Annotated in this window: 25 protein-coding genes; 10 read left to right on the top strand and 15 right to left on the bottom strand. The window is 39.5% G+C overall.

All coding sequences use genetic code 11. From position 1 onward, the window contains the following. Nucleotides 1-74: 74 nt before the first annotated feature. Nucleotides 75-1,082: a UDP-glucose 4-epimerase GalE gene (gene galE, locus MKX14_RS03200; RefSeq protein WP_032062776.1), complete on the bottom strand. Its 1,008-nt coding sequence runs from the start codon at nt 1,080-1,082 to the stop codon at nt 75-77. A gap of 65 nt (nt 1,083-1,147) precedes the next feature. On the opposite strand from galE, the gene tusD reads away from it, so the two are divergent. The 4 genes from tusD to tusE are packed head-to-tail and all read left to right on the top strand — an operon-like array spanning nt 1,148 to nt 2,543. Further along, entirely contained in the window at nt 1,148-1,516 is a 369-nt protein-coding gene (gene tusD / locus MKX14_RS03195; RefSeq protein ID WP_002115623.1) for a sulfurtransferase complex subunit TusD, read from the top strand. Between the two features lie 44 nt (nt 1,517-1,560). Next, nucleotides 1,561-1,911, top strand: coding sequence for a hypothetical protein (locus MKX14_RS03190; protein WP_017385985.1), 351 nt, complete (start codon nt 1,561-1,563; stop codon nt 1,909-1,911). Nucleotides 1,912-1,928: 17 nt separating this feature from the next. Continuing rightward, on the top strand, nt 1,929-2,213 hold the full coding sequence (locus MKX14_RS03185; RefSeq protein ID WP_240281743.1) for a DsrH like protein: 285 nt from the start codon (nt 1,929-1,931) through the stop codon (nt 2,211-2,213). Between the two features lie 18 nt (nt 2,214-2,231). Then, nucleotides 2,232-2,543: a TusE/DsrC/DsvC family sulfur relay protein gene (gene tusE / locus MKX14_RS03180; RefSeq protein WP_005046608.1), complete on the top strand. Its 312-nt coding sequence runs from the start codon at nt 2,232-2,234 to the stop codon at nt 2,541-2,543. Between the two features lie 2 nt (nt 2,544-2,545). Here the strand turns inward: tusE and MKX14_RS03175 are convergent, their stop codons facing one another. After that, nucleotides 2,546-3,409, bottom strand: a complete 864-nt coding sequence (locus MKX14_RS03175; RefSeq protein WP_033847330.1) for a DMT family transporter — start codon at nt 3,407-3,409, stop codon at nt 2,546-2,548. Between the two features lie 123 nt (nt 3,410-3,532). On the opposite strand from MKX14_RS03175, the gene MKX14_RS03170 reads away from it, so the two are divergent. Then, on the top strand, nt 3,533-4,924 hold the full coding sequence (locus MKX14_RS03170; protein WP_240281742.1) for a PLP-dependent aminotransferase family protein: 1,392 nt from the start codon (nt 3,533-3,535) through the stop codon (nt 4,922-4,924). 16 nt (nt 4,925-4,940) lie between these two features. On the opposite strand, the gene MKX14_RS03165 is transcribed toward MKX14_RS03170, so the two are convergent. The 12 genes from MKX14_RS03165 to MKX14_RS03110 form a co-directional block, all read right to left on the bottom strand. Next, on the bottom strand, nt 4,941-5,423 hold the full coding sequence (locus MKX14_RS03165) for a winged helix-turn-helix transcriptional regulator (protein WP_240281741.1): 483 nt from the start codon (nt 5,421-5,423) through the stop codon (nt 4,941-4,943). Nucleotides 5,424-5,639: 216 nt separating this feature from the next. Beyond that, a complete protein-coding gene (moeA, locus tag MKX14_RS03160) occupies nt 5,640-6,875 on the bottom strand; it encodes a molybdopterin molybdotransferase MoeA (protein WP_240281740.1) in 1,236 nt (411 codons plus the stop codon). Then, nucleotides 6,875-7,798, bottom strand: a complete 924-nt coding sequence (gene moaCB, locus MKX14_RS03155; RefSeq protein WP_000799987.1) for a bifunctional molybdenum cofactor biosynthesis protein MoaC/MoaB — start codon at nt 7,796-7,798, stop codon at nt 6,875-6,877. The genes moeA and moaCB overlap by 1 nt, the downstream gene beginning before the upstream one ends. 23 nt (nt 7,799-7,821) lie before the next feature. Continuing rightward, complete coding sequence (moaE, locus tag MKX14_RS03150; RefSeq protein WP_108010874.1) at nt 7,822-8,307, bottom strand: molybdenum cofactor biosynthesis protein MoaE; 486 nt, start codon at nt 8,305-8,307, stop codon at nt 7,822-7,824. Nucleotides 8,308-8,310: 3 nt separating this feature from the next. After that, on the bottom strand, nt 8,311-8,565 hold the full coding sequence (locus tag MKX14_RS03145; RefSeq protein WP_031962498.1) for a MoaD/ThiS family protein: 255 nt from the start codon (nt 8,563-8,565) through the stop codon (nt 8,311-8,313). Beyond that, on the bottom strand, nt 8,566-9,606 hold the full coding sequence (gene moaA / locus MKX14_RS03140; RefSeq protein WP_240281739.1) for a GTP 3',8-cyclase MoaA: 1,041 nt from the start codon (nt 9,604-9,606) through the stop codon (nt 8,566-8,568). It lies immediately after the preceding gene. 229 nt (nt 9,607-9,835) lie between these two features. Further along, the gene (gene fdhA / locus MKX14_RS03135) at nt 9,836-12,109 is read right to left on the bottom strand and encodes a molybdopterin-dependent oxidoreductase (protein ID WP_240281737.1); all 2,274 of its coding nucleotides are present in this window, start codon (nt 12,107-12,109) and stop codon (nt 9,836-9,838) included. A gap of 149 nt (nt 12,110-12,258) precedes the next feature. Beyond that, nucleotides 12,259-12,888: a molybdenum cofactor guanylyltransferase gene (mobA, locus tag MKX14_RS03130; protein WP_240281736.1), complete on the bottom strand. Its 630-nt coding sequence runs from the start codon at nt 12,886-12,888 to the stop codon at nt 12,259-12,261. Beyond that, a complete protein-coding gene (gene nasA, locus MKX14_RS03125) occupies nt 12,885-15,665 on the bottom strand; it encodes a nitrate reductase (RefSeq protein WP_240281735.1) in 2,781 nt (926 codons plus the stop codon). Before nasA ends, mobA begins: the two co-directional genes overlap by 4 nt. Before the next feature lie 18 nt (nt 15,666-15,683). Next, on the bottom strand, nt 15,684-17,306 hold the full coding sequence (gene nirD, locus MKX14_RS03120) for a nitrite reductase small subunit NirD (RefSeq protein ID WP_240281734.1): 1,623 nt from the start codon (nt 17,304-17,306) through the stop codon (nt 15,684-15,686). Between the two features lie 12 nt (nt 17,307-17,318). Beyond that, entirely contained in the window at nt 17,319-19,865 is a 2,547-nt protein-coding gene (gene nirB, locus MKX14_RS03115; protein ID WP_240281732.1) for a nitrite reductase large subunit NirB, read from the bottom strand. An 11-nt stretch (nt 19,866-19,876) separates the two neighbouring features. After that, nucleotides 19,877-20,218 (bottom strand): hypothetical protein, encoded by a 342-nt coding sequence (locus MKX14_RS03110; protein ID WP_240281730.1) that lies wholly within the window; start codon nt 20,216-20,218, stop codon nt 19,877-19,879. Between the two features lie 384 nt (nt 20,219-20,602). Here MKX14_RS03110 and nasT point away from each other — a divergent pair, with 384 nt between their 5' ends. Further along, nucleotides 20,603-21,193: an ANTAR domain-containing response regulator gene (gene nasT / locus MKX14_RS03105; RefSeq protein ID WP_002115726.1), complete on the top strand. Its 591-nt coding sequence runs from the start codon at nt 20,603-20,605 to the stop codon at nt 21,191-21,193. Next, on the top strand, nt 21,194-22,216 hold the full coding sequence (gene nasF, locus MKX14_RS03100) for an ABC transporter substrate-binding protein (RefSeq protein ID WP_108010891.1): 1,023 nt from the start codon (nt 21,194-21,196) through the stop codon (nt 22,214-22,216). 5 nt (nt 22,217-22,221) lie between these two features. On the opposite strand, the gene MKX14_RS03095 is transcribed toward nasF, so the two are convergent. After that, the gene (locus MKX14_RS03095; protein ID WP_240281729.1) at nt 22,222-22,338 is read right to left on the bottom strand and encodes a hypothetical protein; all 117 of its coding nucleotides are present in this window, start codon (nt 22,336-22,338) and stop codon (nt 22,222-22,224) included. Nucleotides 22,339-22,845: 507 nt separating this feature from the next. Between MKX14_RS03095 and sbnA the strand changes: the two genes are divergently transcribed. The 3 genes from sbnA (at nt 22,846) to MKX14_RS03080 (ending at nt 26,597) form a co-directional block, all read left to right on the top strand. Then, nucleotides 22,846-23,850 (top strand): 2,3-diaminopropionate biosynthesis protein SbnA, encoded by a 1,005-nt coding sequence (gene sbnA / locus MKX14_RS03090; protein ID WP_240281727.1) that lies wholly within the window; start codon nt 22,846-22,848, stop codon nt 23,848-23,850. A gap of 21 nt (nt 23,851-23,871) precedes the next feature. After that, on the top strand, nt 23,872-24,885 hold the full coding sequence (gene sbnB, locus MKX14_RS03085; RefSeq protein WP_046812303.1) for a 2,3-diaminopropionate biosynthesis protein SbnB: 1,014 nt from the start codon (nt 23,872-23,874) through the stop codon (nt 24,883-24,885). A gap of 71 nt (nt 24,886-24,956) precedes the next feature. Continuing rightward, nucleotides 24,957-26,597, top strand: a complete 1,641-nt coding sequence (locus MKX14_RS03080; RefSeq protein ID WP_240282010.1) for an IucA/IucC family protein — start codon at nt 24,957-24,959, stop codon at nt 26,595-26,597. The last annotated feature ends 2 nt before the right edge of the window (nt 26,598-26,599 follow it).

Genomic DNA, 26,599 nt, shown 5'->3' with positions numbered 1-26,599 from the left:
CAAGTGTTTGCTCTGGCTAGTTAATTTTGAATATCGTACTCAAGCATACCAGTATTGTAAATAAGAATCATTTCCTATCTTCCATTTAAAGTATTTTGATAAAAGCGCCATTCATCTTCGATCATTTGTTTTAATGGGCGTTTCGGTGTCCATTGCAATAGTGTTTTTGCTTTCCCAATATTAGCCCCAACTTGATCTAACTCAACATGTTTATAAATTGCTGATTGTGTAGGAACTTCAGCTTGAGTAACTTGTGAAATTTCATCGAGTAATTGACGAATTGAATGAACTTGCTCATGTGCAATATTAAATGCTTCGCAACAATGCGTTTGTTCACGCAGCCAATGTAAGCTCGCAATGACTGCTTCACATAAATCTAAAACATGTAAAAAACTGCGTTCAGTCGTATGATCTGACGTTTCAGCTTGATCTTGTAATTCAATTAAATCACGTTGCATTGCTGCGACTTGCATCGCAAGCGGAACAATATTTTTAGGGAGCTGAGCGACATACTCTCCGAGTACCCCATGTTCAAATGCACCTACGATATTAGACAATCGTAAGATCGCAATTTTCCACTCATGGTCAATTTTATAAGTATCACGGATAATTTCTTCAATCATCTGTTGAGACTTAATGTAGGGATTAGGATAAGCATAATTAAATTCTTCTGTTTCACTCAATTGCAAGCCAGATTTCCCATAAGCTGCAAGGCTAGACAGATGAATGAAGTGACGAACACCCGTACGTTGCATGGCACGAAGCAAGCTCATAATGCAACTAACATTATCATTATAATATTCAAGAGGTTTAAGGTTAGATTCTTCAATTGATTTGAATCCGGCAGTATGAATAACTGCATCAATTGAATATTGCTCAAACACCTTATTCAGCGCTGGTGTATTGCGTACATCAAGTTTGACAAATGGAACGTACATACCAGAAATAAACTCTAGCCGTTCCAAAGTTTGCAAGGTTGAATTAGCCAAATTATCGACGATTACCACCTCTTGCCCTTGAGCCATTAGACTCAACGCAATGTGTGAACCGATAAAGCCTAAACCACCTGTCACTAAAATCATTGTATACTTACCTTTCTCTTAATGTATCTACGCCCATTTAGACGTATGACCATAGTGAATTCTCAATGAGTACATTACTACTAATTACCTCTGCTCCTACTTCCATTCATGCTTGGCATGCGTTAGGACTTGCTCAGGCACTCAAAAGTAAAAATGAAGACTTCCGTGTATTCTTTTACCAAGATGGCGTGCAGGTTGCTAATGATTTTCAATGGGTTCCTGACGACCAGCGTAATTTAACGCATGAATGGCAAAAGCTTGCTATTCGTCTTCCTGTTTGTGTGAGTGCTGCCCTCGCTCGTGGTATTACAGATGCAGAAAATGCCAGTCGCCATCACCTTACTCATCACAACCTTGCCAAAGACTTTGAACTTGTCGGGTTAGGTGAACTTGCTGATGCAGTACAGTCAGCATCTCGTCTTATTCAATTTTAAGTTACTTTGTTTGCTTAGATTGTTGCTTTTAAAAGGTATATTGTGTGAAATCTGTACTCGTCATTTTAAGTCAAGCCAATTTAACCAGTCTTCAAATCAATGAAAGCCTTTCCGCTACTATGGTTTTAGCAACCTTTGGCTCACCAGTCAAAGTATTATTGAAAGATGCTGCTCTTAGTCTTTTGCAAAATGATTTAAGCTTTGATCAGTTTCGTCAGGCTTTCAAAGTGGCCTCAAATATGGTCGAAAGTTTTGAGTTCTACGACTTGAGCCCAATTCTGATTGAAAGTAAAAATCAGCAGCATCCTCTTGTACAAAAAACCGAACAAGAGATTGAATTCGTTCAGTTGAATGCTGAGTTTATTCAATCTTTTGATCATGTTCTATATTGGTAGATAAAGGTGTAAGTTTAATGAATCCGTCAACACTTTATCTTGTGCAATCTTCTTACCATTCTACGCCGAAGATTATTGATGAATTACGCAATCTTTTTCAGGTAGGTGATCAAGTTGTTTTTATGGGTGATGCAACTGCACACCTTTCTGCTGAAATGATTCAACCATTTGAATCTGTTTCATGTTTAAGCATCGAAAAAAATTTAATCGATACGGATACTTTAGCTCAGATAAATGTATTAGATTACGATCAATTTGCTGATCTGGTTTTAACGTTTAATCGCTGTATTTCTCTTAAATAATATATTTAGGCTGGTTTCATGAATTTAGAATTAGACCAAGATGGTCATTTGGTTGATTACACAATCTGGAATCCTGAAGTTGCGCAAGAACTTGCCAAATCGCTTGATCTTGAACTCACCGATTGGCATTTTGAAGTTTTAGCAGCTGTACGTCAGTTTTATCAACAGTTTGGACACTCTCCAGCAACTCGTCCTCTCATTAAATTCTTAATGAAAACAGTTAGTCCAGATATTAATAATGCAGTTTTACAGCAACAATTCAATACTGGTTTAGTGGCGCGTCACTTAAGTCGTTTAGCAGGGATCCCTAAACCAGCAAATTGCTTATAAAATTAGGTAAACTTTTTGGCGGCAGCGACGCATAAAATCGTTGCTGCTGTAACCACCAACATTGACCAACTTACTTGTTCGTGTAACAAGACTGCAGCAATACCTAATCCCATTAAAGGTTGCAAGAGTTGTAGTTGGCTAATCGCAGCAATTCCTCCTTGCGCAAGCCCTTTGTACCAAAAGAAGAAACCAATCAGCATACTAAATAAAGACACATAAATAAGACCTACTAAAGCTGATGTAGATATGTTCTGAAATGAAGCTGGCATATAGAAAATAGTCAAAAATAGCATAAAAGGTAGTGACAAAATAAGCGCCCAACAAATAACCTGCCATCCACCAATTTTTTTTGAAAGTACACCGCCTTCTGCATAGCCAAAGCCACAAAAAATGATCGCCATCAACATATAAAAGTCTCCTATCCCAAGTGAGGTATCACCAGAAATCAAAAACATATAAGTGAAGACAACCGCACTCCCTAAGACTGCAAATATCCAGAAAAATTGATTAGGTTTTTCGCCGCCTCTTAACACAGCAAATATTGCAGTTGCGAGGGGTAAAAGGCTAACAAAAACGATTGAATGAGCCGCATTCATGTATTGCAGAGCAAGCGCTGTAAATAGAGGAAAACCTATCACCACGCCTAAAGAAACGATGGCAAGAGGCCACCAATCTTGCTTGGCTGGTTTTTTTTGTTTTAAAACCAAAATAAGAATAAGACCTAAAATACCTGCGATTGCCGCACGTGCCGCAGTTAGAAAACCAGGATCGAAACCCATTACGGCTACGCGTGTAGCTGGTAGTGATCCCGCAAAAATAGCCACGCCAATAAAACCATTCACCCAGCCATTCATAAACCTATTCATAATTTTCTCCGTCACTATACGAAGAATTTAAGCTGTGCTAAGGTGAATAAACCAGATACAAAGCAGTACAATTTTAAAGAACTGTTATGTATTAATAACCAGTACAGTTCGGATTATAAGTCAATGAACCAGAACAAAACCAAAATTGAAATTGTCATTTCAGAGATTGAACAGCAAATAAAAAATCGGTCTTTAATGCCTGGAGCACGCTTACCCTCCGTTCGTAAGTTAGCAAATAACCTTGGATTTTCTGTATCAACGGTTGTAGAAGCCTATGAAAGATTAATTGCTCTAGGCAAAATCGAATCAAGAACTGGATCTGGTTTTTATATTGTTGGTCCGCTTGCCCCTCTTTCTTTAAGCGAATTAGGTCCTAAATTAGATCGCTCAGTCGATCCATTATGGATTTCACGTCAATCTTTAGAAGCAAAATCAGATGTTTTTAAACCCGGCTGCGGTTGGTTACCTGATGACTGGATGCCATTAGATAGTATTCGTAAAGCATTAAGGTCGGCTGCAAGAAGCCCAGATGATTGTTTGATGGGTTATTCAACGCCATTAGGATTACCAGCTCTACGTGATTTACTGGCAAGACGTGCTCAAGCAAAAGGTATCAATGCAAATCTTAATCAAGTACTTTTAACAGACTCAGGAACTCAAGCCATTGATTTGGTTTGCCGATTTTTATTAAAGCCCGATGATGTCGTTCTCATTGATGATCCTTGTTATTTTAACTTTCATGCATTACTTAAAGTTCATCAAGTCAAGGTTATTGGTATTCCCTACACACCAACAGGTCCTGACTTAGAGGCATTTAAAGAAGCAATTGGGACTTACAATCCACGTCTTTATATCACCAACTCAGGAATTCACAATCCAACTGGTGCAGTACTTTCTCTTTCTACGGCGCATCAATTATTAAAACTTATTGAACAATCAAATTTGATTGTTGTTGAGGATGATATTTTCTCAGATTTTGAATATAGCCCTGCTCCTCGGCTTGCTGCTTTGGATAATCTTTCACGTGTAATCTTTATTGGAAGTTTTTCTAAAACGTTATCAGCATCTATTCGTTGTGGCTATATTATTGCTAAACCAGAATGGATTGATCAGCTCACTGACCTGAAAATTGCCACAAGCTTTTCTCACAATGGTGTATCGGCTGAAGTTTTATTAAGTGCTTTAACAGATGGATCTTACCGTAAACATATAGAATTATTAAAGGTCCGATTAGCAAAAGCGATGCACGATACCATTACGCAGTTAGAACCTTTGGGTATAAAACCGTGGATTAAGCCTCAAGCTGGAATTTTTGTTTGGTGTCATTTGCCAAAGGGAGTTGAAGCTTCAGAAATTGCAAAATATTGTATTAATCATCAGGTTATTCTTGCACCAGGAAATGCGTTTAGCCAAGCTTCCAATGCTGGTCAATTCATACGCTTTAATGTAACCCAGTCAGATCATGACCATATCTATAAGACTCTAGCTGATGCGATTCAACAAGAGTCTTTATAATTGGTAGTAAAAGAAATTAAGCTTGTTTCTGTTTTTGCTGCATATATGCAAAATAACCCGGCCCTGCTGAAACCTGAACTTGTTTTGCATGTAAAGGTTCACGGCAAACCGAACATACCATGACTGGTTCAAATTTATGACCACACGTTTTATGACGATATTCTAAAGGTTTGCCTAAACCTTGATCCATCCATTTATCAGCCCAATTCGCCATAGACAAAATAATTGGATAAAGTTCAAAACCTTTATCAGTCAATTTATATTCAAAGCGTTCCTGACGATCAAAATAAGGGGCTTTGACTAAAATTTCATATTCAACCAAACGCTTTAAACGATCCGAAAGGACATGACGAGTTACGCCTAATGATTTTTGAAAATCGTCAAAACGGTGTATTCCCATAAAAGCATTACGTAATATTAGCATCGTCCATCGATCGCCAATCACTGATAGCATACGAGCAACCGAACAAGGTTGATCACCGATGTCGTCCCATTTCATCTTTATGCGTTCCTCGATATTTCCTAGCCTAATGGCCCTATTGTTTATACCCTAAACCACTTAGCACGATTTATGCAAGATTCATTATTAAAATAACTTCTTATCAAGCTTATGAAAGAATTTTCATTATAAAAAATTAAAAGTTATTATTTAAAATTGCTTAATAAATATAACTCACTCAGTTATATAGTGAGTTATATTTATCATTACTGGTTATTAATTTGAAATAGATATGCCCTTCAATATATAACCCGCTTCCAATTTTGCACTTGCCGGAATTCGGACCAGACAATTGGCTTGCATTAAATTACTGAGCATATGTGATTGCTGTTTTGCCAGACTTTTAACTTTGAGTTGTCCATTGTCAAAATAGGCATGCATTCTTAGAAACCGTTCCCGCCCATCTTCTTTTAAATCGTGATCTAAAATCGCACTAAACCAATCTGGTCCTGCCGAGTTTCCCTGTAAAGTGTCAAGCAATGCTTTACCGTAAACCTGCATAGACACATAGACCGCAGCAGGATTACCGGGCAACCCAAGTAAATAACAGTGGTGATCTGATTCTGGATGAAAATATTCAGCAAAAAAGAGTGGCTTACCTGGCTTTTGTTTTACTTTCCAAAATATCTGTTCAAAACCAACTTCAAGAGCACATGGCCGAACAAAATCATAGTCGCCTACAGAGACTCCACCTGTGGTTATAACCACATCATGGCTATCTTTTAATTGGTCGAAATATTGTGTGACCTGTGCTGCCTCATCTGCCACATGAATGAGTTCAACATCTAAACCATAATCTTCAAACCAAGCTTTTAGTAATGGACCATTTGCATCAAAGATTTTACCTTCAGCTAGATCTTCTGCTGTTTCGGCAACTTCATCACCCGTGATCAAAACAGCAACTTTCGGCGCACGGTAAACGTCAACCGTTTGTACACCCGCCATACTTAAGGCAGCCAAACTTCCAATATTCAAAAATTGTCCAATTTGTGCAAGTAACTGCCCTTGCTGGATTTCTTCGCCAGTAAAACGAATATCAGCTTGGGGACGTATATGCTCCGTTAAACAAATCTCTTGAGGCGAAACAACCGATACGATTTCTTGCCTCGCTACATGCGTTGTCCCTTCAGGAATTTTACCGCCCGTAAATATGCGAATCGCTTGACCTTCACTCAGAGTGTCATGACTTTCGCTTCCGGCACGAATCTCGCCAGTAACCTGAAACTTTTGATTATTTAAATCTTCAGCATGACAACAAAGTACATAGCCATCCACAGCACTTTGAGAAAAGCTTGGTAGGTTAATTTCTGAATAAATTTCTTTAGCAAGATACCTACTTAGGCTATTTTGAAGAGGTTGCTGAATTGAACCTAATTTTTTAGGTCGGTTACTAATCAGCTCAATTGCTTCATCTACGCTAATCAACCCACGTTCTGCACCACAACCAGTCATTACTCATAGCCTCCCGGATGTGGTAAATCACGGCAAACATCAAAGATATGCACTAATGCTGGCAAGATAGCTGCCATTGATTCGCTTGCTCCACCACGGCTTCCCGGTAAAGTCACCACTAAAGAACGATCAATAAAACCAGCTACGCCACGCGACATTGCAGCATATGGCGTGCGTTTTTGTCCAAATGAACGAGCAGCTTCCATTAAGCCATCTAGCTTTCGTTCTAAAAGTGGTTCTAGCGTATCAACTGTAATGTCACGCTTACCAATTCCTGTTCCACCAACCGTCATAATGCAAGCATATGATTTGCTCAACTCAAGCACTAAGTTTTTTAAAGTATCCGCTTCATCTGGCAAAATTTGGTAATGAATTGGATCGAATCCTGCTTCGGTTAAAGTTTCAACCACAGATTTTCCGGCAGTATCGGGCTTTCTACCCGCTGCTACGGTGTCTGACAACACAATAACCGCAGCCGAAACAGGCTGACGAAGAACTCGCTTAAAGTGTGATTTACCGCCTTTTTTCTTAAGCAATTTACATTGGTCCATCCAGAGTTCTTCTGGTTCACAATGTGGTTTTAACATATCGTAAATGGTTAAACCTGCGAGACTTGCAGCCGTTAGGGCCTCCATCTCTACGCCAGTTGGACCAATGGTTTCAACTACGGCAACGATCTTTACAAAATCATGTTCTAGTTCATATTCAACATCTGCCCGATAAATCGGCAGTGGATGACATAAAGGAATCAGCTCATCAGTTCGTTTTGCTGCCAAAATTCCTGCAACACGTGCGGTTTTTAATGCATCACCTTTTTCCGTATTCCCTTGTCTTAATAATTCAATACAGTGCGGTGGTGCATATAAAATTGCTTGTGCTTCAGCAACACGATAACTTTCCGGCTTCATTCCTACGTTTTTCATTATTTATCCTAGTCTTGCTTATTTCAATGTGAGTGTTCATGGCCGGCATGATGGTGATGCTTGTGTTCGTGCGGTGCATCCTTACGAATACAGCAGCCCTCTACATAATGACTCGTGCCATCTGTAAAGAACTCTTCTTTAAACACAGGCACTTCATGTTTTACTCGCTCAACCGCTTCTTCGCATGCTTGAAAAGCTTCACGGCGGTGGGCTGCATAAGCAATTGCAATAATCGCTGTTTCACCGACATCTAAATGTCCAATCCGGTGAACCACTCGCACATAAGATACCTGATACTTTTTCTCAATTTCCAGTTCAATTTCACGTATCATTTTTTCAGAAAGCGGTTTATACGAGGTATATTTCAAGGCCTTAACCGCTTTACCTTCGTGGTGATTACGAACCGTACCCATAAAAATATCAATTCCACCGCATTCAGGAAATGATTCAATAGGATCAAAAATATCTAGGCTTAAAGCCTGCTCTTGTATACGTGCAAAATCTCGCATAGCTTAGCCTCCTGCAACTGGTGATAATAAAACCAAAGTACACGGCTCACTTAAGGCAGATTGTCTGGTTATAACGTTATCCTCTATCGCACATGCACATTTTTCCATGGCCTGTGTACATTCCGGATGTAAAGTCACAATTTGATCTAAGACATCTTTCACTAAAATATTGGTAGGACAAACGATCGAAAGATTTTGTGGAAGCAATTTTTCAATTGCACCAAATGATTCGATTTTAATTTGGATAGATTGCTGCATTTATCCCCCAAGCATATGCATACTGATTTTACGGGTTTGTTGATGTTGTAAGGCATGAAAACCTTTAGCTTTATGCCAAATATATGGATGGACCAAATTCTTTAAATTTTGGATATACATATCGAATTCTGGCGTATGTTGTTTACTTACCAATGCTTGAAGCTGCGGCTTAATATTTAAACCCTGCTGTGCAAATAGACAGTTATATAGCTCACCTTGTGCAGTTAGTCGTATACGGTCACATTGGTGGCAAAATGAATGAGTAATTGTAGAAATGATGCCTAGAGCGTAGCTATTATTAAGCAGATATTGACGCGCTGGCTCATGTTGCTGCTCGATGACTTGTACCGAATAATCCGGTTGTAATGTCTGTAAAATTTCTGCTTCACTCACCACATCTTTATTTGACCAGAGTGCATCACCATCAAGCGGCATAAACTCAATAAAACGTAGCGGAATATGATTAGCAATTGACCATCTCACCATAGGTAGGATTTGATCGTCATTTTTATTTTTCATTAACACGCAGTTTATTTTAAAAGGTAGCCCTGCATCTTTTGCAGCTTGAATACCCTCAAGAACTGGTTCTAACTTTTTCTTAGTGAGCTCTTTAAATTGAATTGGATCTAGGCTATCTAGACTAATATTTAAATCATCTAGTCCAGCATCTTTTAATTGCTGAGCGTATTTTGCAAGATAATGTCCATTGGTGGTCATTGAAATACGCTTTAAACCTAATGCTTTTAAAGCTTGTAAATCGCGAACGAAATGAACAATACCTTGACGCATTAATGGTTCACCACCCGTAATACGGATGCTTTCAATACCTTGTTGCACCATAAAACTGCAAAACTGAAAGAGCGCCTCAAAACTAAGCAAATCTTGTTTATTTAGCCATTCAGGATGTTCAGGCATGCAATACACACACTTAAAATTACAGCGATCAGTTACTGAAATACGTAACTTTCGCTTGATACGCCCATATTGATCTTGCAAAAGCATTGGCGCAGTTTCAGAGTGATATTGTTTCATTATTTGCACTCATATCGAGAACAGTTCAAATATTGCAAGCACTGATTATGAGCAATTAAACTTTTAAAATTGCGCCTTAGTAGTGCTTTGGTCTTTATTGCAAAATTTGTTCCAATTCTATTTATCGTCCATAACTTTTCGGGTTGTAATTGAAATTTCAGCCGTACCGTTTTAGCTCAAACTTTAAAGCTTTACAAAATCAGTGCGGCGTCAACCTGTTATATCCCCTACTTTATTTCTAACACTTTTCTAAACGGATGGGTACATATTTATGGTACGGCGTTTTAGACAAAGGATCACAATGCTCACCAGAAATGAGCATGTTTAATTGTGGTCCAATTGGTTCCCCACCTTGAAAGCGCATGCCATAACCATGTGGAAGCGAAACAACTCCTTTTCGCATTCCCTCATCAAAATCTACAGTAACCTGAATTTCTCCATGTTGTGAGATACATTTGATTTGATCACCCATAGCTACATTTAAGGCCCCTGCATCTTCAGGATGAATTCGTAAAGCCCCTTCAGCATCTACTTTTCGCCATGCTGGGTCACGGTAAATTTGGTTGGCGTTATAACTACGTCGCTCACCCGACAAAAGAATGAAAGGAAACTCTTCAACATTAACGTTATGGCTTTTCAAGCTTGCGAGCTCATTTAACATCTCGGGAATAGCTAGACGTATTTTCTTATCTTTATAAGCTACCAGTTTCCAGACTTCATCATATTCATGTTGCGATAACACCATAGCTGAACGTTGCTTTAATATCTGTTCAAATAGTTTGACACCTTGTGTTAACGGATTACCTTTATAACCTGCACGACTTACCGCTTTGGTGTGTAACACAGCATATTGAATAGAAAGTGGCAATAAAAAAGCAACTGAACCAGCTGAGTTTTCTAACTGCTTACCTAAAGTACGATAGATAATTGAAGCTGCAAAAGGAATATATTTTTTGTGTCGTGCAAAAGTGAGTCCTAATGCCGACAAATACGGTAAATAGGCTGTTTTTTTCGAGTCGACTGAAGCTATTTTTTCTAAAATTGGAAAATTCTTCGGTATAGCATTCATAGCTTCCAGTAATCGAGTATAAATTTCGGCTTCCGGTAAAGTATTTGCTTGAGCAGCCAATACCGGATGTCTTAGGTGAAAGCCATTCTTAGGAAACTCAAGATTAAAGCCCGTAAATTCCCATTTTTCAAACTGAGTGTGAGCAGGCAAAATGTAGTCTGCAAGTCTCGCTGTTTCTGTCATAGCAACATCCACCACAACCAACAAATCTAATGCTTTAAATGCTTCCTCATAAGCTGGTGTATCAGGATAAGTTAATAACGGGTTACAACTATCTACAAACACAGCACGAATTCGCTTTTCCCCTGCTTTTAAAATTTCATCGGGTAAAATATTAGGCGGGAAGAACCCAGAAATGGGGAACATTTTATGGTAAACACTACGTCGATATTTAGGCTTTCTTTCATCTGTATCGCTTAAGATTGGAATAAACATGGTATGCAGATTATTGGTACCTTGCTTTCCAAAGTTTCCAGTCAGTAAGTACAGTAGTTTTTCTAAATATCCGTTTAATGTAGTATTTAAAGTATGTTGAATGCCTAAATCAATACGTATACAGCCTTTTTTCGCCTTGGCAAAATCTCGAACGACTTGGTAAATCAAATCGACTGGAACATCTGCTTTGGCAATATAGTCTTCAATCGGCACACGGCTAAATGCTGTTTTTACGTCTTCAAAACCGTGCGTATGTTGCTCAACAAACGCTGCATCATAAAGCTTTTCTTTAATAATGATCGCAATCATGGCCGATATTAAAAAAGCATCAGTCCCTGGTTTTAGCTGCACATGAATATCTGCTTGTTTGGCCGTTTCGGTAACACGCGGGTCAAACACCACTATGGTTCGATTCGGATCTTTCTTAATATGTTTTAGTGTGTCTCGCGCGTTAGGAATGCCATGGGCCTGAAAAGGATTTGTCCCAATGAAAAGTACATAATCTGCGTGTTCAACATCTTCTGTGGTATGGCAAGCCTGACTACCGAATAGGCGGCCATTGAGCCAGAAATCACCCGTTTTTTCTTGAGCAAGAGAGTTATAAGCATAATAACTTTTCATGGCCAGCAAAAGCTGTCGGCCATACGCTGCGCCGAGGTGGTTACCCTGACCGCCGCCCCCAACAGAAGCAAAAGCAGTCCCGCCAAAATCATCTCTAATCTGAACTAAACAATCAGCAATTTCTTCTATGGCTACATCCCAACTCACTTCTTGAAATGATCCATCAGGTTGACGTTTTAAAGGTGTAGTCAAACGGTCTGCGTGTTGCTGGTAATGCTGTAATCTGGCAGCTTTTTGGCAAACGTAACCTTGAGAAAAAGGATGTTCGGGATCACCTTTAATTTTGACAAACTGGTTATCTTTAATTTCAACACTTAAACCACAATTTCTAGAACATAAGATACATGCAGTCACATCTGTTTTACTTTGCTGAGCTGCGTCCATCATTTTTCTGGCTCCATTTATTTTTATACATCTGGCTAGAATGAAAATAACAAGTTCCAAAATAGAACTTATATATTAGATAGTCAAGAACGCATCATTCTAAAATTTGTTTATAACATCACTTTAGTTTGTAAATTGATAGAATCTAATGTTTAACTCGCTGTAAATATCTCTTTAAAAGCATTGATTTGTTTATATTGTTGAAGCTCATCCAAAGAGTTAATGCTATGAAAAAATAAGTTTTGTTTTTGAAATACGGCGACTTGTGCATGTAAAAGCTTAAAGCACTCTTTTAAACTTAATCGTTGTTTGTTAATTTGCTCTCTTATCGTGATCAGGCTTTCACGCTTTAATAAGCAAAATGGGTATAAAGCATCCCCATTAATTGAAACATAGGCTGCCTGAGCTTGTTTATTTTTGCGTAGTGCGCTGTGTAATTTCGCAACGACTTGTGTAGGTATATACGTCACATCACAAGGAATAAACAAAACATAATCTGCTTTTACATGTGACCAGGCGCTTTTCATACCCATAAGCGGGCCAAAAAAACCTGCTGCATCATCTTGAAAACACTTAATATCAGGCACAATACTTTGATAAATCGAATAATCACGATGACTATTCACCCAGATTTCAGATACAGATGACTTTAGTTTTTGATGAATTTTGAGTAGTTGCGTATCGCCATCAAATTGCTGCAACAGCTTATTTAAACCATTCATACGGCGGGCTTGTCCACCCGCCAAAATGACTAAATCAGTTACGGGATATCCCTTATTCACACTTCCACCTCTTGTTGGCAAGCTTTAATCAAGCCACGAATTTCAGGTAAACATGAACCACAGTTCCCACCTGCTTTTAAACATGCAGTAACCTGTTTTTCATGGGTAATGTTTTGTGTTTTTATCACGTCGATAATTTTATTCTTACCTACTTTAAAACAACTACACACTAAAGGCCCATCATTATTAGTAGCCGACATTGGCATACCCGCTAGTAAAGCTTTTCGGTGCAAGGCGCTCAAACGTTCTCGTTTAAACAGACTTGCTACCCAGTCACGGTCTGGCAATAAATCTGGCGGTGCAATATATAGACTTGCAATTACAATGCCATCTTTCAAAATAACGCTATGGCTCAGTTGTGAAGAAATATCTTCTATGCTTAACCATTCAAAGGTTTCGTCGGCAAATGGTAAAAAGCTTTTCAGATTCTTTTGAGTATCATGAAAAGTTTGGCGGTCTGCAAGTTCATAACGATTGGTTTTAACCATTTTGACCTTGGTCCACCATGCACAGTGATGTAGCGATTCTTGAATATGCGAATCGTATCCTTCACGAATATAGAGCACGCCCTGCCAAGTGGTATAGAACGGCTGAATAGTTACAGGCGTATGTTTGAACTCAGGTTCACCTGAAATTGCATCAACTTCTGGATTAACGACTTTACCAATGCGGGCGTCGGATGCAACCTGTTCAGTCCAGTGAATCGGTGCAAAAATTTGCCCACGACGTACCCCCGATGAGAAGGTCACACGTAGTACACAACTGCCCCATTTCGAACGAACTTCTACTAAGCCTTGATCACGTACGCCAAACTTCAAAGCATCACTTGGATGAATCTCACAGAATGGTTCAGCGCGGTGACTGGTCAAATTTGGTGACAAACCAGTACGAGTCATGGTGTGCCATTGGTCACGGATACGCCCCGTATTCAAAATGAGCGGATAATCTTCTGAAATTGCATGTACGGGATTAATTGCAACAGTCGGAATCAATTTTGCCTTGGTGTTTTTGTGACTAAACTGGCCCTTACCAAACAGTTGTTGAACGGCTTTAGCATCTTGGTTTTTATCCCATACTGGCCATTGCACTGGTTGTAGAGCATCGTACTCATCAGCATTCAGATTCATTAAACCTTTCAGGTTGAAATAACGAAAATTATTACTCTCTTCTCGCAAATCCATGTCTGCATTGTCTTGTGCAGATAACGCTGCATGCTCATTAAAGATGTCACTTGCACTCGCAAAGTCAAAACCTTTAAAGCCCAATTTTTTCGCGACTTGGCTAACAGACCACCAATCTGCTTTCGCTTCGCCCGGCGCAGGTAAAAAAGCACGTTGACGTGAAATACGACGCTCAGAATTCGTCACTGTGCCATCTTTTTCACCCCAACCTAAAGCTGGAAGTAACACATCGGCGTAAGCTGTAGTATCCGTATCGGCACAGATATCTGACACAACGACCAATTCGCATTTCTCTAAAGCACGTTTCACCTGATCGGCATCTGGTAAACTCACCACTGGATTAGTTGCCATAATCCAGATGGCTTTAATTTTTCCGGCTTCAACCGCATTAAATAAATCAACTGCTTTTAAGCCAGCTTGAGTTGCAATAAATGGGCTATCCCAAAAGGTTTGCACTACTTTTTGATGTAATGGATTATCCAGATCCATGTGTGCAGCCAACATATTGGCTAAGCCACCCACTTCTCGACCACCCATCGCATTGGGCTGACCTGTCATCGAAAATGGTGCAGCACCAAGCTTACCAATTTTGCCTGTTAGTAAATGACAATTAATAATACTGTTGGCCTTATTCACACCCTGACTTGATTGATTCACACCCATTGAAAATAGGGTAATTACTTTTTCAGTTTGAGCAAATTTCTCAAAGAACTGCTGTAATTTATCGAGTGCAATACCTGTACGCTTTGCCACATATTCAATATCGGCTTCTGGGTGGCTGCTTGCCAAAACATCTTGCAGACCTTCGGTATAAGCCTCTACAAATGCCTGATCGGCATGACCATTTTGATATAGATATTGGAATAGGCCATTGAACAATGCGACATCTTGGCCCGGTAAAATCGGTAAATGTAAATCCGCTTGCTCACAAGTACTGGTAAAACGTGGGTCAATTACCACCACAAACATATCGGGATTGTGGCTTTTAGCCTGCATAATCCGCTGATACAGCACAGGATGGCACCATGCGGTATTAGAACCGACCAAAACCACTATATCTGCATGTTCAAAATCTTCATAACTTGCAGGCACAATATCTTCACCGAAACTACGTTTGTGACCTGCCACCGCAGATGACATGCAAAGGCGCGAGTTGGTGTCGATATTTGCTGTGCCCAAATAGCCTTTTACAAACTTATTTACTACATAATAATCTTCAGTCAAAAGCTGACCTGAAACATAAAATGCAATGCTGTCACGGCCATATTGGTCGATACAAGATTGGAATTTATCGGCAATTTTATTGATTGCCGCATCCCATGTCGTTACCATCCGATCAGCTTTGCGCCCCATCATTGGTTGTAAAACACGTGTTTCTAACCCCAAAGTATCCGCAAGACGGCTACCTTTAATACATAAGCGTCCAAAGTTGGAAGGATGCTCAGCATCCCCCTCAACTTGTACCAGAGGTCCTTGAGGTTTTTGTTGGACGTTTACGCTAACACCGCAACCCACCCCACAATATGGACATGTTGTTTTGATTGTTTTTGCAACATGATCGGAGCTATCAACTTCAACGCTTGGAATACTATTCATAACTGCTCCTTTCCCTATTTAGCCTGCATTTTTTAATGCAAAATCTCGACCAAATAGCAGTTTATTTCTAAATGAAGAAACAGGGGTTTGATCTGCAATTAACTCTGCATACCACATACCATCTTCAGTATCACCAAACAATACTGCACCGATTACCCGATCACTTTGAATGATAATACGCTTATAAATCTGGCGTTTTTCATCGTTCAGGATAATATCTTCATAATCATCTTTCGGCTCAAAATTACCAGCCGAGAATACATCGACACCACTGACTTTCAACTGAGTCGGTACTGTAGGTGCTTTAAAGGTTAAGCTACCATGCTCTGCTAAATGGGTCGCGCAAATAAAAGCTTGCCCCCACAATGGTTCAACCAAACCGAAAGTTTGACCACGATGTTCGATACACTCACCCACGGCATAAATACTTGGGTCAAATGTTTGCATGGTGTCATTCACTAATACACCACGATTACAACGTAATCCTGCACTTTGCGCCAAAGCAATATTCGGACGGATACCTACAGCGAACACCACAAGGTCTGTATCTAAAACTGTGCCATCTTTCAATCGGATTTGTTTGACATGACCGTTTTCATCACCAATTAACGCTTCGGTATTGGCTTCGGTAATGATTTGAATGCCTTTTTGCTCAATGCTATGACGTAATAACTGACTTGCACGCCCATCAAGTTGACGCTCCATAATACGGTCCATCAAATGCAAGACTGTGACATTCATACCGCGTTGCTTTAAACCATACGCCGCTTCTAAACCAAGTAAACCACCGCCAATCACCACGGCGTTGGTTTTTGAACCGCAGTATTCAATCATGGTGTTAACGTCATAAATATCGCGGAAAGTTAACACGCCCTTTAAGTCGACACCTTGAACTGGTGGAATAAATGGTGCCGAACCTGTTGCCAGAATCAAACGGTCATAATCAACTGTCTGGCCTTTTTCGGTGTAAACCACTTTACGCGGACGATCAATTTTTACGGCTTTATCACCGGCAATAAATTTAATGCCTTTATCGTCGTACCACTTTGGTGGATGCAACATAATGTCTTCAATGGTTTTTTCACCCGATAAAACCGGAGACAACATAATACGGTTATAGTTCCCCCATGGTTCTTCACCAATCACCGTAACTTCATAACGGTCTGGTGCCATATCAAGTAAATCTTCTAGACAACGCATCCCTGCCAAGCCATTCCCGATCAGCACCAGTTTAAGTTTGTCTTGTGATACACCTGTATTGGTAATATAAGTTTTCTGCGGCACCGCATTGACCCAAACACGACCATCAACAATTTTGCTCGGGTAAACCGCCAATTTTTGGTCTTTATCTTCTAAACAACGGCCCGTTGCCAAACTAAAATGTTGTTTATAGATTGGCGATGCAATGACACGCTCACCTTGTAAATCACCAATAATCCCACGGCTCATCACATTCGCTTGGCTAAATGGATCTTTATTACTCAGCACGTAAACACGTTTTTCATGTCCTACACGGAAGATTGCTACCGCTTGGCCGCCCACTAGCGCTCCTGCACCCGTGTTTGGGGTTAAATCATCGAGTGCACACACATCAATCCATTGATCATCAGGAAGCATATTTTTGTCTTGTACAATATTCATATAAGTTCTCCTTTATGCTTCAACCATTGGAATGCGGTCTTCTGAACGTTCAGCTTCGGTTAATGGACGGATTTGACCACGTTCAGTTGTAAATTGAATGTGTGGATCAGCCTGTTCATTTGCTCCTGCGTTGATATACGTTTGGAAGCGTTTGCGAACTTCAGGATTTTCCACCGCAGTACGCCATTCGTCTTGATATGTGCCAATAATGTGTTCCATACGGCGTTCAAGCTCGGCAGCCAAACCAAGTGAATCATCCACAACTACAGATTTAAGGTAATCTAAGCCACCTTCCATGTTGTCGCGCCATACACTCGTACGTTGTAAACGGTCTGCTGTTTGGATGTAGAACATATAGAAACGGTCGATGTAACGGATGAGCGTTGCTTTATCAAGGTCAGATGCAAGTAACTCGGCATGACGTGGTTTCATACCACCGTTACCACAGACATAAAGGTTCCACCCTTTTTCGGTCGCGATAATACCTACATCTTTACCTTGCGCTTCCGCACACTCACGAGTACAGCCAGACACTGCCATTTTTAATTTATGCGGTGAACGTAAACCTTTGTAGCGGTTTTCAAGCTCGATCGCTAAACCAACCGAGTTGTCTACCCCGTAACGGCACCATGTGCTACCCACACAAGATTTCACGGTACGCAATGATTTACCGTAAGCATGACCAGACTCGAAGCCCGCAGCATTCAGCTCTTCCCAAATGAATGGAAGCTCATGAACTTGCGCCCCGAACATGTCAACACGTTGACCGCCAGTAATTTTGGTGTACAAGTTATATTTCTTCGCAATTTGACCAATCGCGATTAAACCATCTGGAGTCACCTCACCACCTGCCATACGCGGTACAACCGAGTAAGAACCGTCTTTTTGGATGTTACCCAAATAGTAGTCATTACTGTCTTGTAAGCCTGCATGGCTTGGCTCAAGTACAAAATCATTCCAGCAAGAGGCTAAAATGTTTGCCGCAGCAGGTTTACAGATATCGCACCCTAAACCATGACCATGTTGATGAATCAAATCATCAAAAGTTTTGATTTCATTGACACGAACCAAGTGATACAACTCTTGACGCGAGTACGGGAAGTGTTCGCAAATGTGGTTATTTACAGTCACACCTTGACGTTGTAACTCTGACTTCAACACTTGTGTCACTAATGGTGCACAGCCACCACAGGCTGTTGCTGCTTTGGTGCATTTCTTTAATGCACCTAAAGAGGTCGAACCATCGCTAATTGCTTGACAGATGTCTGCTTTTGATACGTTGTTACATGAACAAATGGTTGCGCTGTCTGGAAGTAAATCTACACCGCTACCACCAGATTTTCCTGCCGACTGCTCAAATCCCGGCATAATTAAGCTTTCAGGAACTTCCGGTAAAGCCAGACCGTTTAACATCATTTGTAAAAGATCGTTGTACTCTTTGGCATCGCCCACCAAAACCGCGCCCAGCAATTTGGTTTTATCTGCATTTACAACAATCTTTTTATAAACCAGTGCATGCTCATCTGCATAGAAATAGCTTAATGCACCCGGCGTCATGGCATGCGCATCACCGACAGAGGCAACGTCCACACCCATCAACTTCAACTTAGTGCTCATGTCTGCACCAGCGAAGCAATGACACTCTTCATCTAAAATGTGTTTTGCTGCAATACGCGCCATGTCATAGCCCGGTGCAACCAAACCATAAATTTTATTTTGCCAAAGCGCACATTCACCAATGGCATAAATATTGTTATCTGAAGTTTGGCAGTAATCATTAATGACAATACCGCCACGCTCACCAATCGCGAGACCACTGTTACGTGCAAGTTCATCACGTGGACGGATCCCTGCAGAGAATAAAATCACATCTGCTTCAAGCTCGCTACCATCTGCAAATTTCATTACATGAGTTGTGCTGTCACCGCATTCAATAGATTGAGTCGCTTTTTGTGTATGAACTTTTACACCAAGGTCTTCAATTTTACGGCGTAAAACTTTACCGCCCAAATCATCAATTTGAACTGCCATTAAACGTGGCGCAAACTCAACAACGTGCGTTTCTAGATCTAAATCACGTAAAGCTTTTGCAGCTTCAAGTCCAAGTAAACCACCACCAATCACTACACCTGTTTTTGCATTGAGACTCGCTGCACGAATCGCATCTAAGTCTTCAATGGTACGGTAAACAAAGCAGTTTTCACGGTCATTCCCTGGAATTGGTGGAACGAATGCATACGAACCTGTTGCCAACACCAATTTGTCATAGCTGATGACATCACCATGATTGGTTGTGACTGTTTGTGCAGCTGTATCAATTGCAGTTGCTTTGGTATTTAGACGTAAGTCAATGCCATGAGCATCAGCAAAGTCAAAACGTGCTAAAGATAAATCTTTTGCTGATTTCCCAGAGAAATATTCTGTCAAATGTACACGGTCATATGCGATACGAGGTTCTTCCGCGAGAATCGTGATTTCCAGTTCATCATCTGCTTTTTCTAAAATGGCTTCGATGAATTTGTGGCCCACCATACCATGACCAATCATTACCAATTTCATAGTGTTTCTCCTCAAATCACGTTGCTTTTAAGCTGCGTTATTGCGTTCTCAAATAGACGTTGTTTTTTTGCCTTGTGTTCTACCGAGAAGCAAATCAATCTCACAAAGCATGTAGCTGCTTGGAATCCATTTTTCCCACTCGTTAATGACACCCAATGCACAGCAAAGTCATAAAAAGAAATAAAAAAAGCGAGCCCCCTCATAGAGAAGGCTCGCATCGCTGGAACTGAAAAATTAGATAATTCAGATGTAACTTTTTTATGCAATAAAAATAAAGACATGGCCTTCACTCCGACTGAACGTAAATTCTTTGTGTGCACAGTTGCACTCACAAATTCGATCAGAACGGACATCGTTGGCCGTCTTTAAAACTTATGGTCGTCTTCGACCTGTAATTAAGTAAGCATTTTGCATGCCAATTCTTATATAAATTTAATTTATTAATTTTTTATATTTAATTTCAAATAGATATAATTCACCCAGCTATCTTATAAAAATAATGTCTTATTCTATTTGCCCCATCGCTGTACACTTACATAGTTGAAATAAAAATATGTCTTGCCACAAAATGAATCGTATTTTTGCACCAAGACTGACCACATTCATTGTTTAGCTTGCTGAAATGCCACTTAAACTGAATTTTTTGTTGATTTTTGGATGGCACTAATCTTGCTTAAAACCTGATAACAAAAAACGCGTCGAATTGGCGCATTTTCTTAGCCTGATTTTCTGAACTTATGCCAAAACTCAAAATAGCCCTTATTGATGATGATCATGCGCGAGCAGACTATATAAGAAAAAGTCTGCTTGAAAATGATTTTGAAGTGGTCGCTTGCCTTACTTTGGACCATTTAAATATTTTTCGTCTCGAGCATTTACAAGCCGATGTGATCTTGCTCGATATGGATCATCCTCATCGTGACATTATTGAAAGTTGTGTGAGTAGCTATGACCTACCGACTGTCCTGTTCACTAAAAATTCAGATAAAGACACCATCAAACAAGCCATCGATGCGGGAGTAACTGCTTATATTGTAGATGGCATAGATCCTGCCCGCTTACATACCATTTTAGAAATCTCGATTGAGCAATATAAAAAACACAAAAAACTCGAAGGTGACTTAAAAGAGGCTCAAACAAAACTGGCTGATCGTAAAGATGTTGAAAAGGCCAAAGTGTTACTCATGCAACTCCACGGTCTGCCTGAAGATACAGCTTTCCAACTTCTCAGAAAAAATGCTATGAGTCACCGTATAACGATTGGAGAAATGGCACGGCGGTTACTTGATGCCCAAAAATTACTCAACAATCAACTAAAGGATGAATAAATGAGCACATTAGAAAAGACTCAATTACAACTCGGCTATATTCCTTTGCTTGATTGTCTTGCATTGCTTTGGGCAAAACAAAGAGGCTTCTTTGAAGAGGTGGGTTTAGATGTCACTTTAGTTAAAGAAGCATCATGGGCAAGTCTTCGAGACCGTCTTGCTTTTGGTCTATTAGATGCAGCGCATTGCTTATCTGCAATGTTACCTGCAGCGGCAGTAGGCACAGATCAAATTGGCACGCCACTACAAACATCACTCGTTTTAAGTGAAAACCGTGCTTTTATTAGCTTAAGCCAAAAACTTACTCATCAACTTGCAATTCAAAAAAATGATACGGCTCAAGTAACAGCGCAAAAAGTGGCAGATTATCTCGAACAAGGTCACTCCATTTCTTTAGCTCATGTATTTAAGCATTCTATTCATCATTATTGTTTAAGAGAGTGGCTCGCCTTAGCAAACCCTGAACTTGCACAATCTATCCAGCTTAAAACATTACCGCCACCTTATATGGTCGAAGCATTAGACAAACATGTGATTGATGGTTTTTGTGTCGGAGAACCTTGGAATACTCAAGGTGAGCTTTTAGGTTTAAGTAAAATGATTTGCTCAAGTCAAAACATTATTCCACCTGTGGCTGACAAGGTTTTAGCAGTAACTCAAGAATGGGCTGAACAGCATCCACAAACACTAGTTGCACTCACCACAGCAATTATGAAAGCTCAACAAGAATTGAGTGAGTTAGAAGACTTTGCTCCAATTTTAAAATTATTGGTCGAGTTTGGAATTGTTCGCTTCCATTGTTCAGAAGAAGTCCATGTCGACAAATATTATATGATTCAGGATATTGTCCGTCATTTAGTAAAAGAAAGTGCACTTCCAAAAGTAGAAGACTTTTATTGGCTGCTCGAGCAAATGCAAAAATGGGATGAACTTCAACTCGACCAAGCACAAATCACAAGCTTGGGTGCTCAATGCATTAATCTTGAGGCTTATGAACAAGCTAAACAACGCTATCGTTCATAACTTTTCTACTTATCAAATCGCCATAAAAAAAAGCTGTCTTTTATGACAAAGACAGCTTGAAAGACCCATAAGACAAAATGCGAAACACGCATTACTATATTTTCTAGGCTCAACTCATCCATTGAAAATATAGCGCTTATGGAAATGATCATATCTATCTAAGCGTATCATTTTCAGACATTTTCATATCAATAACTGCCACTTGATCAATTTCAGTTCATTATTCAAAGCATCTTAAGTCAGTCTTTAAATATTTATCTCTTCTTTAAGCCTTAAATCTACCCATGCTCACTACAGAATAGTGATGCATCAATTACGCGGGTGAGGTCATAAATTTCATTTTATTTCTTCAAAATAATTTCTCGCATCTGTCTTAATTAAATTAATTTTTTTAGCTCTAAAGTAATTTATTGCCTATGTCATTATATTTAAAAAGATTTATTTATTAATCCTTTTGTAAAACTTAAATATTACGATTCAAATAATTAGATAAAAAAAATTAGTGAAAAATCCTCTAAGTCGCTCCTGTTTTGAGTTACAAACCGCAACAATCATGGCACAAATGGTAATAATAATTAAATTAATAATCATTATCATTCACACCACATAAAAACCTGAGAAGATCTACCATGATCCATGAAAATATTCTCGACTGCATAGGTAAAACGCCACTACTACAATTATCAAGGCTATTCACGCATCAATCGATCTCAGTGATTGCGAAAATGGAATTGTTAAATCCAGGAGGAAGCATTAAAGACCGTCCAGCATTATTCATGCTACAGGAAGGCCTGAAATCTGGAGTTATTAATAAAGATAGTCATATTGTTGAAAGTTCATCAGGGAACTTAGCGATTGCGCTTGCAATGGCTTGCAAAATATATGGATTAAAATTTACTGCCGTTATTGACCCGAAAATTGCCTCAGCAAACTTACAAATGTTGAAGCTCTACAAGGCCAATATCGAAATGGTCTCTGAAAAAGACCAAAACGGCGGTTATTTAAAAACCAGAATTGACACTGTAAAACGACTCTGCCAACAGCTTCCTAATGCTGTTTGGATTAATCAGTATGCAAATCCAAATAACTGGAAAAGCCATTATTTTGGTGAAGCAGAAGAAATCCTAAATCAAATTGATCGCAAGATTGATTACCTCGTGATTGGAGCAAGTACCTCCGGCACGATTATGGGCGTATCTCGTCGCCTTAAAGAAAAGTTCCCCGAATTAAAAGTCATCGCTGTCGATATTGTTGGCTCTGTCTTATTTGGTGGTACATCTGGTCCACGCGAAATTCCTGGCATTGGAGCAAGCACTGTTCCGGCTCTCCTCTCTCCCGATGAAATTGATGATGTCATTTATGTAGATGACTATGAATCGGCACTGGGTTGCAGAGAACTTCTTGAACATGAAGGAATCTTTGCAGGTGGCTCGAGCGGCTCATCTATTTCAGCCATCAAAAAGCTGATTCCAACCATTCCAGAAGGTTCATGCGTCTTAACACTGTTGCCCGATCGTGGCGATCGTTATCTCGATCTGGTTTATGAAGATGAATGGTTCGAAATGATCAAGAAGCGTCACTTCAATCGAAACTTACGACGCCAAGAAAATCTTACTTTACAAAATATTGTTTAACCTTCTCCATAGGAAATATTCATGAGCAATTTGGCTACCCTTCGCTATTTAAGTCAATCAGATTTATTAAATCTTGGCGCAAATCATAGTAATTCATTTATTGAAGCGATTACTGAAGGTTTAACCCTGCATGCAAATAAACAGTTTGTACAACCCTTAAAACCGTACCTTCGTTGGCAAGGTGCAGACCATATTGCCGACCGTATTATTGCAATGCCTTGTTATTTAGGCGGCAACGACCCGATTGCTGGAATCAAATGGATTGGTTCAAGACAACATAACCCTAAAAAATTCAATATTCCGCGTGCTAGTGCATTAATTGTTTTAAATGACTCAGAAACAAATTATCCAGTTGCAGTGATGGAAGGCAGCCTCATCAGTGCCATGCGAACTGCGGCAATTACTGGTGTCTCAATTAAATATTTAGCAAAAAAAGACTTTTCAGACATTACTGTAATTGGCTGCGGACCGATTGCTCAAATGCAGATTAAGACTGTGCTTGAACAATATGCTCAAGTGAAAAAAATCCATTTATTTGATGTAAACCCTGAAGCGGCTGAAAAACTCAAAGCGTTGTTCTTATCGGAATATCCGCAATTAGAAATTGAAATTCATGACAGCGCTAAGTCTGCAATTGAGCAAGCAGATGTGCTGATTACCTGCACAGTTTCAGATAAACCTTACATTCCATTTGAGTGGCTAAAAAAAGGCTGCTTTGTTTCAAATATTTCAATTATGGATATCGAGCCTGAAGTCTTCTTAAAAGTCGACAAAGTGATTGTAGATGACTGGGACCAATCAAACCGAGAAAAGAAAGTCATCAATGTGCTAGTTGAAGATGGCTTATTCAGCCGTGAAAAACTACATGCTGAACTTGGCGACATCATTATTGGTCATAAAAACGGCCGCGAACACGAAGATGAAATCATTTTGCTCAACCCAATGGGCATGGCGATTGACGATATTGTCTGCGCTAAATGGTTCTTCAATGCTGCACAAGAACAAAACGTTGGCACGGTTCTACCGCTTTTATAAGAATAGGAATAACTAAAATGTTAGATCGGATTTACACAGCACAACTACAAAAAACGATAGATGCACTCTACATGGAGAATTATGGAGATTTTAGAGATCATATTTCCTATAAAAAGCCTTATCTGGCAATTACTCTCAATGATGAGTTGGAACTCTATTTCAGCTGTTTAAAAGTAGATGGTGTAAATCCTTTCTATGTTACCCAACCCGAAGTTTTGCTTCATAACGTGTTGAGCAATACAACTTCTAAAATTTCTATTTCTGAAGTTTTTAACTATTTAACCAAAGCAACTTGGTGGCCATCTCCACACCATCAAAAAGCGATTGATTATTGGCTAGATAACTTAGTAACGGCTGAAAAAATTCCTCAAATTTTACAGTCAGCCCTTTCATTTTCTTCGCCTTTAATGACCAGTGAATTGCTATCACTGGTAGCTGATCGTCCATTTCATCCGTTCGCTCACTCAAAAGGTGAACTTGCCCCACTCATAACTCAAAAAGAAATTGAGGTGTATTGGTGGGCATTTAAGAAAAATGACGTAATCAATAATATGGAGTCGATTCCTCATAAAGAGCTTCTGTTAACAGAAGTTGAGGAAAGTCTTATTGCTGACAAAATGGCTGAGCTTTCAGATGATTACTTAGCCCTACCTTTGTTAAAGACTCAACACCGCTATTTAAAGCTTGAAGAAAATAAGTACGACGGTATTGACCTAAACCATGTCACCAGAATTGGTTTACCGACTTCTTCTTTAAGAACCCTTATTCACAACGCAAACCCTACTCTGCATTTAAAACTCTCGACCAATGCCAAAACATTAGGTGCAATCCGCTCTATGCCAGGGCGTTATTTAATGAATGGGCATACGGCTTATGATTTTTTAAATGAAGTCATTAATGAAACTGCTTTAATAAAAAATCGCCTCTTTTTGAGCAATGAAACACATTGGTGGGTGCTCGGTAAACAAGAGCCTATTGTAAAGAATTTAGGTGTAATCGGCTGCCAAGTCAGACATTTACCCGACTTTTGCCAAGACAAAAATGTCACGCCAATCACCATGTCAGCTTTAAGCTGTACGTATGTCGACCCTTGGGAAACTTTAGGCATTGAAGGTGACAAATGGTCATTACTAAAAGACTTAAGTGTTCATTTTATTCAAACATTCTTAACCCTTTGGGCAAAAGGAATCATGCCTGAATGCCACGGGCAAAACACCATGGTGTGTTATGAAAATAATAAGTTTAAATTCTTTGTTTTGCGTGACCACGATACCTTAAGAATATGTACCACAGCCATTGAAGAAAGTGGTTTTACTCCTCCGATTTATACCATCGATACCAGCACACCAAACAATCTTATCTTTACTAAAAATGAGGAATTATTTAATTACTTCATTACCTTAGGGATTCAAATTAATCTCTACCCAATTGCTTTAGCTACCTTGAAATATACGGATCGTACAGAAAGTGATTTTTGGGAGATGGTTCAAGATATTATTCAAGATTTTGTAGAAACCCAACCTATTTCAGAACAAACAAAATCGCAAATTCAAACCTATCTTTTTGACAATAAAACTTGGCCATTCAAACAGCTACTTACGCCTTTACTTGCGCAAGAAAGCGACTCAACAGGCATGCCAAGTAAAATTGGAACTACGCCAAACCCTTATCACAGCTTATCTGTTTCTAGCTATGAGACCATGGATATCTAAAT

The sequence above is a fragment of the Acinetobacter pittii genome (genome assembly GCF_022449185.1).
GTDB lineage: Bacteria > Pseudomonadota > Gammaproteobacteria > Pseudomonadales > Moraxellaceae > Acinetobacter > Acinetobacter pittii_I.
The sequence above is the reverse complement of the archived record's forward strand: the minus strand, read 5'-3'. Positions and strand labels throughout refer to the sequence as shown.